The sequence below is a fragment of the Nocardioides sp. CF8 genome (assembly GCF_000389985.1).
Lineage (GTDB): Bacteria > Actinomycetota > Actinomycetes > Propionibacteriales > Nocardioidaceae > Nocardioides > Nocardioides allogilvus.
On record NZ_CM001852.1, the window covers coordinates 3890979 to 3901996 of the forward strand.

Below are 11018 nucleotides of genomic sequence, written 5' to 3' on the forward strand. Positions count from 1 at the left end.
GGGTGTCACCCCAACCCGTGATCCTTAAGGACTAGAGGCCACTGAATCCACGCGACGTCAGATGCTCGCCGACCTCGCTCACGAGATGCGCACACCCCTGGCGACCATCGACGCCCACCTCGAGGCGCTCGAGGACGGAGTACGCCATCTCGACTCCGACACCGTCACGGTGCTGCGTTCCTCGACCCACCGGTTGCGGCGGCTCGCCGAAGACATCGGAGCGGTCTCGCACGCCGAGGAAGGAGACCTGCGCCTCGATCCTCGTTCCGTGGATGCGACCGAGGTCGCTGCCACGGCCGTGGACGCGGCTCGCGATCGCTACGAGGCCAAGGGTGTCCGGTTCGACGTCGACCTGCACCCAGCGGGCCGGGTCGATGTCGACCCCGACCGGATCGGACAAGTGCTGGGCAACCTGATCGACAACGCGCTCCGTCACACCCCGGCTGGCGGCCGCGTCACGGTGTCCTGCCGGCGGGTGGACGACTGGGTCGAGTACGCCGTGGCCGACACCGGCGACGGTATCGCCGCAGAACACCTGCCCCACCTCTTCGACCGGTTCTACCGCGTCGACACGGCCCGCGACCGCCACCACGGCGGCTCCGGCATCGGACTGGCCATCGCCAAGGCCCTCATCGAGGCCCACCGCGGCGGCATCTCCGCCACCAGTGCCGGACCCGGACACGGCAGCACCTTCACCGTCCGCATCCCCGCAGCCTGACGGCAGGCGAGGGACTTTGGTCCCAAGGCACCTTCACCGAACCTTCACCGAAACCTCGGCTGAACGACGAGACGGATCGCCGAGTCTCAGGGGGAACCCGTGACGCAGGCACGCTGCGACGCGTCCCCCACCTGTCAGGAGCTTCCGCCCATGAACCAGACCGCCGCGCGCAGCGCAGACCCGACCTCGCGTCCCAGCGGCCGACCACGTGGACGCCGAAAGTTCATGCTATTTCTCGCCACGCCACTGGCAGGCCTGCTGGCTGCCGCCATCGGCGTCATCGCGCTCACTGGACCGGACGAAGAGACGGCCGACACCGTGCCCACCGCCCACACCGGAATGGTGACCGGAACTGTGTGGGTCGCGAACGAGGAAGGCGGCACCCTCACCGCCATCGACGCAGCCACCCACCAGGTGGCCACCACCCTGGACGGCATCGAGGGCCCGCACAACGTGCAGATGGGGCCGGACGGGGCGAGCTTGTGGACAGTCAGCGGCCATGACTCGTTCGCCGCGATGCTCGACACCACCTCCCTGGAGGTCCACGGTGCTGTGCCCACCGGGGGATCCCCGGCCCACATCGTGGTCACCCCAGATGGAGCGACCGCCTACACCACCAATGCCGAGGACAGGACCGTCACCGCCATCGACACCGCAACCATGCGTCGGGTCGCGACGATCCCCGCCGGGGCCGGACCCCACGGACTCCGCCCGAGTCCGGACGGACGCTGGATCTACGTAGCGAACGTGTCCGGCACCACCTTGAGTGTCATCGACACCACCACCAACACGCTGGTGGACGACATAGCTGTGGGCCGAGGCCCTGCGCAGGTCGCGTTCTCTCCGGACGGCCGTTTCGTCTACGTCTCCCTCAACGGTGAGGACGCTGTCGCCAAGGTCGACGTCGCCCGCCGACGCCTGGTCGGCAAGATCAAGGTCGGCGACGGTCCGATCCAGACGTTCGTCACCCCCGACAACCGCTTCCTGCTCGTGGCCAACCAGGGAGACGAAACGGCGCCGGGAACCACCGTGTCGTTCATCGACATCGGGTCGTTCACGCTCACCGAGAACGTGGACACCGGCCAAGGCGCCCATGGGATTGTCGTCGAGCCCTCGGGGAAGCATGCCTACGTCACCAACCTGTATGGCAACGACGTTGCCGTGATCGACCTCGCAACCCTCACCGTGGTGGCCAGGATCCCGGTCGGAGGGAAGCCGAACGGCATCAGCTACTCACCCCTCACCGTGGAGCCAGCGCCCACCACGATGCTCCGCCTCCCAGACGGAACCGCCGGGGAACCAGCGCAGCACTCGGACGACGAAGGTCATGACGGCGACACCCACTGACCCACCGCGACCGCGGACTCCCGGTGGCGGAGCCGGCGACATGAAGGTTCGGTGAAGGTATTCCGCCACTACTTGCGCTGATACCCCCTAGGGGTATTATGATTTGTGACGAACAGCGGCAGTCAGACATGACTCTCAAGGAGGCCGGCGATGCACACGGAGCCTGGCTACATCACCGAGAAAAAGGCCATTCAGACCCGTCTGCGACGCGTCGAGGGGCAAGTCCGCGGGATCCAGCGCCTGGTGGATGAAGACACCTACTGCATTGACATCCTCACCCAGATCGCAGCTGCCACCAAGGCCCTCGAGAGCGTGGCACTGCTGCTGCTTGACCAGCATCTGAAGCACTGCCTCACGCACGTCGAAGGCCCCGAGGACACGCGACGCAAGCTCACCGAGGCATCCGAGGCCATTGCCCGGCTTGTCCGCTCCTGACCCAGCAGCACCCGACCTAAGGAAGTCCGATGACCGAGACCACCGAGACCAATGACCAGGCCCGCAGCCAGCCGCTGCTGGCAGACCAGAGCGCCGACGCCGGCAGCTGCGGATGTGGCGGTTGCGGTTGCGGTGCTGCTGACACCGGCTCGGCCACCACGTCCGCGGCGTCCAAGGCGATCGACGTGGAGAACACCACGACCACCCACAGCTACGCCGTCTCCGGAATGACCTGCGGCCACTGCGCCGGAGCCGTCACCAGCGAGCTCAAGTCCCTCGCTGGCGTCACCGATGTGCAGATCGAGCTCGTCGCCGGCGGCATCTCGACGGTGACAGTCGTGAGCGTTACCACCCTGGACGACACCCATGTCACGGGCGCTCTCGAGGAGGCTGGCGACTACCAACTCGCTCAGCGATAGCCCACCGGCAGACCACCGCAACCCGCCGCAATACACGGCTGTGCGAGGAGATGAACTCGGATGACGACGCCCACCACCACCCCAGATCAGTCCAGCCGTGAGCTGGATCTGAGCATCGGTGGGATGACCTGTGCCTCCTGCGCGGCTCGGATCGAGAAGAAGCTGAACAGGCTGGACGGGGTCACTGCCACGGTCAACTATGCCACCGAGAAGGCAAAGGTCAGCTACCCAGCCACGCTCACCCCCGATGACCTCGTGGGGGTGGTCGAGGCCACCGGCTACACCGCAACCGTGCCGCCTCCGGCGTACAGCGACGGGGAACCACCGACTGCCACCGCGTCGGACGACCGGGACATCGAGGCCGCGGGCTGGTGGCAGCGACTGGTCATCTCAGCGGTGCTGACCGTGCCGGTGCTGGCCTTGTCGATGATCCCGGCGGTGCAGTTCGACAACTGGCAGTGGATCTCCCTGACCCTGGCCTCACCAGTCGTGGTCTGGGGTGCTTGGCCGTTCCACCGCGCCGCCGTGACCAACGCCCGGCATGGCGCAGCCACCATGGACACCCTGATCTCGGTCGGAGTCTCCGCCGCCTGGCTGTGGTCGCTGTGGGCGCTGCTGTTCACCCACGCCGGGATGACCGGAATGCGGATGCCGTTCGACCTCTTCCCCGATGCAGACGCGGGCGTCCACATCTACCTCGAAGTCGCCGCGGCCGTCACCACCTTCATCATCGCCGGCCGCTACTTCGAGGCCCGCGCCAAGCGACAGTCCGGCGCGGCGCTGCGAGCGCTGCTCGACATGGGCGCCAAGGATGTCGCGGTCCTCCGGGACGGGGGAGAGGTGCGCATCCCCGCGCACCAGCTCGCCGTCGGCGACCGGTTCGTCGTACGCCCGGGGGAGAAGGTCGCCACCGACGGAGTCGTCGAGGCGGGTACCTCTGCCGTCGACGCCTCCATGCTCACGGGAGAACCAGTCCCGGTCGAAGTCGGCCCTGGTGATCCGGTCGTGGGTGCCACCATCAACGCCGGCGGTCGACTGGTCGTCGCTGCCACCCGGGTCGGAGCCGACACCCAGCTGGCTCAGATGGCCCGACTCGTCGAGGACGCCCAGAACGGCAAGGCGCAGGTCCAACGCCTCGCCGACCGGGTCTCGGCGGTCTTCGTGCCCGTCGTCATCGGCCTGTCCCTGCTGACGCTGGCTGGCTGGCTGTTGACCGGACACAGCGTGACCGCGGCTTTCACCGCCGCAGTAGCGGTGCTCATCATCGCCTGCCCGTGCGCCCTGGGGCTGGCCACACCGACCGCCCTGCTGGTGGGGACCGGTCGTGGCGCCCAGCTCGGCGTGTTGATCAAGGGCCCCGAGGTCCTCGAGTCCACCCGGGTGGTCGACACCATCGTGCTCGACAAGACCGGCACCGTGACCACCGGGAGGATGGAACTGGCCGAGGCCATCCCCGCCGACGGCGTCGACGCCGAGAACCTGCTCCGGCTGGTCGGGGCTGTGGAGCACGCCTCGGAACACCCGGTTGGTCAGGCGATCGCAGCCGGCGCCCGCGCCCGACTCGGGGAACGGCTGCCCGACGTCGAGGGGTTCGCCTCAACCCAGGGCCTCGGGGTTGCGGGCGTCGTGGACGGCCACGCCGTCGTGGCCGGACGGCCGGGCTGGCTCGCCCAGGAGTGGAGCCAACCCCTCGATGCGCACCTCATTGAGGCGGTCCAGATCGCGGAGCAGCAGGGCCGGACCGTGATTGCCATCGGGTGGGACGGCGCCGCCCGTGGCGTGGTGGTCGTCTCCGACACGATCAAGCCCACCAGCGCCCAGGCCGTCGCCGAGCTCAAGCAGCTCGGGTTGCGCCCGGTGCTGCTCACTGGCGACAACGAACGCGCCGCCCGCGCCGTCGCCGCGGCAGTCGGCATCGACGAGGTGATCGCCGAAGTTCTCCCGGCGGAAAAGGTCGCCGTCGTCGAACGTCTCCAGCGCGAGGGCCGCACCGTGGCGATGGTCGGCGACGGCGTCAACGATGCCGCCGCACTGGCCACGTCTGACCTCGGCATCGCCATGGGCACCGGCACCGACGTGGCCATCGAGGCTTCTGACCTCACACTGGTGCGTGGCGATCTGCGCGCGGCCGTCGACGCGATCAGACTCTCGCGCCGTACCTTGCGGACCATCAAGGGCAACCTGTTCTGGGCCTTCGCCTACAACGTGGCCGCTCTTCCCCTCGCCGCACTCGGGTTGCTCAACCCACTCATCGCCGGCGCTGCGATGGCGTTCTCTTCGGTGTTCGTGGTGTCCAACAGCCTGAGGCTGCGCCGGTTCCAGGCCGTCTCCACATCCTCCTCATCTCATCCGGACGCAGGGCAGGACCACGCGGTGACCCGCGTTTCTTCCAGGAAGGCAGAGCGATGACCACGCATTCACACTCCGACGGCCAACACGATCCCGGGCATCAGGGTGGCGAGAGCAACGGCATCGCCACCACCGTCCTGGAGGTCTCGGGAGTCCAATGGGCCAGCAGCAAGAACGTGGCCGAGGCCGTTCTGGCCCGGCGGCCCGGTGTCCTTTCGGTCGATGCCAACCCGGTCTCGCAGACCGCCACTGTCACCTACGACCGCAACCGCACGAACCTGAGCGAGCTGCGGGCGTGGGTACGTCAGTGCGGCTTCCACTGCGCCGGCCAGTCGGTCCCGCAGCACGTGTGCGACCCGATGACCGAGCCGAGGTCCGCGACTGGACACGACGGCCACATCACCCAAGACGCGCACGCGGGGCACCCGACGGCACCCGCGTCTCCGGTGAGCTCGCCGCACGACGCGATGGGCCACGGCGGGCACGGGTCCATGTCGATGGCCGACATGGTCCGCGACATGCGCAACCGGCTCCTCGTTGCTGCGCTGCTCTCCGTGCCCATTCTGTTGTGGTCACCGATCGGCCGGGAGGTGTTGGGTTTCGAGACCGTCGCGCCGTTCGGCCTACGCGACGACGTGTTCAGCCTGTTGCTGTCACTGCCGGTGGTGTTCTACTCGGCCTGGATCTTCTTCGACGGGGCCTGGCGGGCGCTGCGCGCTCGCACGCTCGACATGATGGTGCTGGTTGCCGTCGCCGTGGGGGCCGGCTGGCTCTACTCGCTCGGGGTCACCCTCACCGGTGGCGGTGAGGTGTTCTACGAGGCGGCCACGGTGCTGACCGCGTTCGTGCTGCTCGGGCACTGGTTCGAGATGCGCGCCCGTGGCGGCGCCAACGACGCCATCCGAACCCTCCTTGATCTGGCGCCTCCGCAGGGTCTCGTCATCCGCGACGGCGAACCGGTCGAGGTGTCCACAGCGGAGGTCGTCGTCGGGGACCTGCTCCTGGTGCGCCCGGGCGCCAAGATCGCGACCGACGGGGTCGTGGAGGAAGGTGACTCCGACGTCGACGAGGCGTTGGTCACCGGCGAGAGCCTCCCGGTGCACAAGTCACCTGGCGACCCGGTCATCGGGGCCACCGTCAACACCACCGGCACCCTCCGCGTCCGTGCCACCAAGGTCGGCGCGGACACTGCCCTGGCCCAGATCGTCGCGCTCGTGCAGCAGGCGCAGAACTCCAAGGCCCCCGGACAGCGACTCGCGGACAAAGCCGCGTTCTGGCTCGTCCTTGTCGCCCTAATCGGCGGGGCCGGAACCTTCTTGGTCTGGCTGGCGGCGGGCGCGAGCGTGCAGACCGCGCTGCTGTTCGCGATCACCGTTGTCGTCATCACCTGCCCCGACGCGCTGGGCCTGGCCACGCCGACCGCGATCATGGTCGGTTCCGGGCTCGGTGCCAAGCGGGGCATCCTGTTCAAGAACGCCACCGCGATCGAGACATCGGCCCGGATCGACACCGTGGTGATGGACAAGACCGGCACCCTCACCAAAGGCGAACCCGAGGTCACCGACGTCGTCCTCGCCCCCGGCGTCGACGAACAACGAGCCCTCGCCCTGGCCAGTGCCCTCGAACGCGAGTCCGAGCACCCACTCGCTCAGGCAGTCGTGCGTCACGTCGACGCGACAGACGCCCCACGCCTGCGCGCCACCGGCTTCCGCAACGTCACCGGCATCGGGGCGCTCGCCGAGGTCGACGGACACAAGGTCGCGATCGGCAACCGACGGCTCATGGAATCAGAGGACATCGCGGTCGGCGACCTCGGAGCGCAGCGCGACGAAATCGCCTCAGGCGGACGCACCGCGGTGTTCGTCGCCGTCGACGGCAACGTGGTCGCCGTGATCGGGATGGCCGACGCGGTCCGCGAGACCTCCGCCGCCGCAGTCACGGCCATGCACAAGGCCGGCATCCGGGTCGTCATGCTCACCGGCGACAACCACGCGACCGCCGAGCGGATCGCGGAGGAACTCGGAATCGACACCGTCATTGCCGAGGTGCTGCCCGAGGACAAGGCACGTCACGTCCAGCAGCTGCAAGACGAAGGACGCGTCGTCGCGATGGTCGGCGACGGCGTCAACGACTCGCCCTCGCTGGTGCAGGCCGACGTCGGTATCGCCGTTGGCGCCGGCACCGACGTCGCCATCGAGGCCGCCGATGTCGTCCTCATGCGCTCCGACCCGCTCGACGTGCCGGTGGCACTGACGATCGGACGGGGCACGCTGCGCAAGATGCGACAGAACCTCGGGTGGGCAGTGGGCTACAACGCAATCGCGTTGCCGATCGCCGCCGGCGTCTTCGAGCCCGCGTTCGGCCTGGTGCTGCGGCCCGAGATCGCCGCGCTGTCAATGTCCGGGTCGAGCTTCCTGGTTGCCGTGAATGCCTTGATGCTCAAGCGCCTACCGCTGCCCACGCAGCCCGCTGACCCCGAACCAGTTCAGGCTGACAGCCTGCAGCCAGCGCACTAGGTCCCCCAAGGGCCCTCGTGGTCAACTCCAGGAGCACGTGCATTCGATGGGAGACGCGGCAGTCGAGCACCTCCGCGCGCAGCACCGCCAGGGCAGTGATGGCCCTCTCGAGGGGTCGCTCGAGGACCGTCCGATCTGAGTCAGACCGCCGACTGACTAGGGCCGGTTTCTTGATCGAACCTTCACGGCAGGAATGCACACCCGATACCTGCAGCCGGTTGCCTGAGTAAGTACGCAAGCGAGGCATTGCCATTGCGCGGTTGCCTGCTCGATCGCCGTGACCGGAGGAGAAGTCCGATGAACGTCAATGACGCACTCGTCATCTTGGCCGCACTGATTCTCACCAGCGTGCTCGCGTGGTTCTTCTTCGGCCCAAGAAGGACCAGCCACGCGCAGCTCGAGGACGGGTTCCAGGTGGTTCGAGTGACGGTGAAGGGCGGCTACCACCCTGACCTGCTCGAGGTGCGACCAGGTACCCCAGTGCGGATGGTGTTTGACCGCCAGGAATCCGGCGACTGCTCCTCGCGGGTCGTCATGCCGGAGTTCAAGGTCAACGAGCTGTTGCCGGCACATGCCACGACTGCCGTGGAGTTCACTCCGACGGAGGAGGGGACTTACCGCTTCGCCTGCGGGATGAACATGATCAGCGGGACGCTTCGCGTTGCCGGGGGAGACGATTCGGGACAGACCCCGACCACTGACGACAACCTGGGTCGCGACCACTCTCAAACGAACCGCGACAGTAACAAGTCACCGGTGGTGACCGACACAAACGATTCTGTGTCTCCAGACGGTCGCGAGGGTGAGGACCCGGAGGCCGCCGAGCGTGCCGCGGAGATCTCGGATCTGTCCCGTCGGGTGATCGTGGGAGCGGTCCTCAGCGCCCCGGTGCTCTTCGCCGTCATGCTGACCGAGTTCTTCGCTGTGACCTGGATGCCCGAGCTCCTGATGAACAGGTGGTTCCAGTTGGCCCTGATCGCGCCCGTCATGGTGTACACGGGCTGGCCGATCCACCGCACAGGTTGGTTGGCTCTCAGCCACCGGACCGCGGACATGAACTCCCTCATCACCCTCGGAACGGTCGCAGCCTTCGGCTACAGCCTGGTCGTGACTGTCGCCCCCGGCTTGCTCCCGCAAGACGTGCGCGAGGTGTACTACGAGGCAGTCGGGGTGATCATCACGCTGATCCTGCTCGGCCGCCTGCTCGAGACCCGAGCAAAGGCAGGCACGGGTGAAGCGATCCGCACCCTCATTGGTCTGCAGCCGCGCACGGCTCGCGTCGTGCGTGATGGCCTCGAGGTGGAGGTCCAGATTGACGACGTCGTCGTCAACGACATCGTCGTGGTGCGCCCGGGCGAGAAACTGCCAGTCGACGGACAAGTCACCGAGGGAGCTTCCGCGGTCGACGAGTCGATGGTCACGGGCGAGCCGATTCCGGTCGCCAAGGCGCCAGGTGACACCGTCATCGGGGCGACCATCAACCAGACCGGCACCTTCCGCTATGCCGCGACCAAGGTCGGCGGGGAGACCATGCTCGCCCGGATCATCAAGCTGGTCCGGGAGGCGCAGGGCTCCAAGGCGCCGATCCAACGACTCGTAGACACAGTGTCCAGCTACTTCGTCCCGGCGGTCATCGCCATCGCAGTCTGGACCTTCGTGGTCTGGGCCCTCGCCGGCCCCGACCCCGCCTTGGTGTTCGCGCTCGTCGCCGCAGTGTCAGTCCTCATCATCGCCTGCCCCTGCGCCCTCGGCCTCGCCACGCCCATGTCCATCACGGTGGGTACCGGAAAGGGCGCCACCAACGGCATCCTCATCCGCTCGGCAGAGGCACTCGAGACCGCGCACAAACTGGACACGGTCGTGCTGGACAAGACGGGCACCATCACCAACGGCACCCCCGTCCTGACCGATGTGATTCCATTGGCAGGCTTCACCGGCGACGACCTGCTCGCGACAGTGGCCGCGGTCGAGAACTCCTCCGAGCACCCGCTGGCCTCCGCAATCGTGGATGGGGCCAAGCGCCAACACCTGCCTCTCCCTGAAGTCACCGCCTTCGACTCGGTCACGGGGCAGGGCGTCCGCGCGCTGATCGCCGGCCGCGAAGTGCTGGTCGGCAGCCCACGACTCCTAGCGGGCGCTGGCATCGACCCCACCCCGCTGCTTGCTCACGTCGAGGCACTGGCCGTCGACGGAAAGACACCCATCCTCGCGGCAGTTGCTGGTATCCCAGCCGGGGTGATCGGCGTCGCGGACACGGTCAAGGATGGCTCGGCGGCCGCCGTGGCGGCACTGCAGTCGCGCGGCATCGACGTCGTCATGATGACCGGCGACAACCGGACCACGGCCGCGGCGATCGCACGTCAGGTCGGCATCCGCCGGGTGCTCGCCGAGGTCCTGCCCGAGCACAAGGCCGCGGAGGTCAAGCGCCTCCAAGCCGAGGGACGCATCGTCGGGATGGTGGGCGACGGCATCAACGACGCCCCGGCCCTGGCCCAGGCGGACATCGGATCAGCCATCGGCACCGGCACCGACGTGGCCATCGAGTCCTCTGATATCACCTTGGTCTCAGGTGCCCTGGCCGGTGTGGTGACCGCAGTCGACCTGTCCCGGGCCACCATGCGCAACATCAAGCAGAACCTGGGGTTCGCCTTCGTCTACAACGGGCTCGGCATCCCCGTCGCAGCGGGCGCCCTCTACCCGTCACTGGGCCTCACCTTGAGCCCCATGATCGCCGCCGCGGCAATGGCCCTCTCTTCTCTGTCGGTGGTCGCCAATGCCAACCGGCTCAAGACCTTCCGCCCCCGGGCCTTTCCTGACACCGTCCAACCCCTCGAGGGGGAACCGGTCGTAGAGGTAGGGCCCACAGCGAAGGACACCACAAAAGGCACTCACCAAGGAGGATCACCCATGTCCAGTGCAACCGTTGTCGACCCTGTCTGCGGAATGGCAATCGACCCCGCTGATGCTGTTCGCAGCGTTGAGTACGCCGAAACGACGTACCTCTTCTGCTCCGAGCACTGCGCCGCCAGCTTCGAGAAGGACCCAGGCATGTACGCCGGCACCGGTACCTGACCGACTGCCACGTGCGGACCTGTCGCGGATTGGTCGATCGACCCGGCGGATTTCTTCAGCGAATCTTGACCTGATCTGGTTGGACTCTCCATCTCGGGAGGTCAAGATCGCAGGGACACGAGGCGCCCTAGCTGTTCTGTCCACGGAGGTTAGGCAGCGGCT

At 67.6% G+C, this 11018-nt stretch carries 7 protein-coding genes; all 7 read left to right on the plus strand.

The window, feature by feature from the left end; all coding sequences use genetic code 11:
* Positions 1-61: 61 nt before the first annotated feature.
* The 7 genes from CF8_RS18965 to CF8_RS18995 all read left to right on the plus strand — a co-directional run bounded on the left by CF8_RS18965 (position 62) and on the right by CF8_RS18995 (position 10856).
* Complete coding sequence (locus CF8_RS18965) at positions 62-718, plus strand: sensor histidine kinase (protein ID WP_010834713.1); 657 nt, start codon at positions 62-64, stop codon at positions 716-718.
* Positions 719-868: 150 nt separating this feature from the next.
* Positions 869-2065 (plus strand): YVTN family beta-propeller repeat protein, encoded by a 1197-nt coding sequence (locus CF8_RS18970; RefSeq protein WP_010834714.1) that lies wholly within the window; start codon positions 869-871, stop codon positions 2063-2065.
* A 150-nt stretch (positions 2066-2215) separates the two neighbouring features.
* Positions 2216-2500, plus strand: a complete 285-nt coding sequence (locus tag CF8_RS18975; RefSeq protein ID WP_010834715.1) for a metal-sensitive transcriptional regulator — start codon at positions 2216-2218, stop codon at positions 2498-2500.
* A 29-nt stretch (positions 2501-2529) separates the two neighbouring features.
* Positions 2530-2919, plus strand: coding sequence for a heavy-metal-associated domain-containing protein (locus CF8_RS21650; RefSeq protein WP_010834716.1), 390 nt, complete (start codon positions 2530-2532; stop codon positions 2917-2919).
* A gap of 60 nt (positions 2920-2979) precedes the next feature.
* A complete protein-coding gene (locus CF8_RS18985; protein WP_010834717.1) occupies positions 2980-5328 on the plus strand; it encodes a heavy metal translocating P-type ATPase in 2349 nt (782 codons plus the stop codon).
* Positions 5325-7784 carry a heavy metal translocating P-type ATPase gene (locus tag CF8_RS18990; protein WP_010834718.1) on the plus strand — a complete coding sequence of 820 codons (2460 nt, stop codon included), beginning with the start codon at positions 5325-5327 and terminating at the stop codon, positions 7782-7784. Before CF8_RS18985 ends, CF8_RS18990 begins: the two co-directional genes overlap by 4 nt.
* Before the next feature lie 297 nt (positions 7785-8081).
* Positions 8082-10856 carry a heavy metal translocating P-type ATPase gene (locus CF8_RS18995; protein WP_010834719.1) on the plus strand — a complete coding sequence of 925 codons (2775 nt, stop codon included), beginning with the start codon at positions 8082-8084 and terminating at the stop codon, positions 10854-10856.
* The last annotated feature ends 162 nt before the right edge of the window (positions 10857-11018 follow it).

Coding starts and splice junctions, on each gene's coding strand:
- CF8_RS18965 (WP_010834713.1), top strand. CDS start 62: ATGCTCGCCGACCTCGCTCACGAGATGCGCACACCCCTGGCGACCATC.
- CF8_RS18970 (WP_010834714.1), top strand. CDS start 869: ATGAACCAGACCGCCGCGCGCAGCGCAGACCCGACCTCGCGTCCCAGC.
- CF8_RS18975 (WP_010834715.1), top strand. CDS start 2,216: ATGCACACGGAGCCTGGCTACATCACCGAGAAAAAGGCCATTCAGACC.
- CF8_RS21650 (WP_010834716.1), top strand. CDS start 2,530: ATGACCGAGACCACCGAGACCAATGACCAGGCCCGCAGCCAGCCGCTG.
- CF8_RS18985 (WP_010834717.1), top strand. CDS start 2,980: ATGACGACGCCCACCACCACCCCAGATCAGTCCAGCCGTGAGCTGGAT.
- CF8_RS18990 (WP_010834718.1), top strand. CDS start 5,325: ATGACCACGCATTCACACTCCGACGGCCAACACGATCCCGGGCATCAG.
- CF8_RS18995 (WP_010834719.1), top strand. CDS start 8,082: ATGAACGTCAATGACGCACTCGTCATCTTGGCCGCACTGATTCTCACC.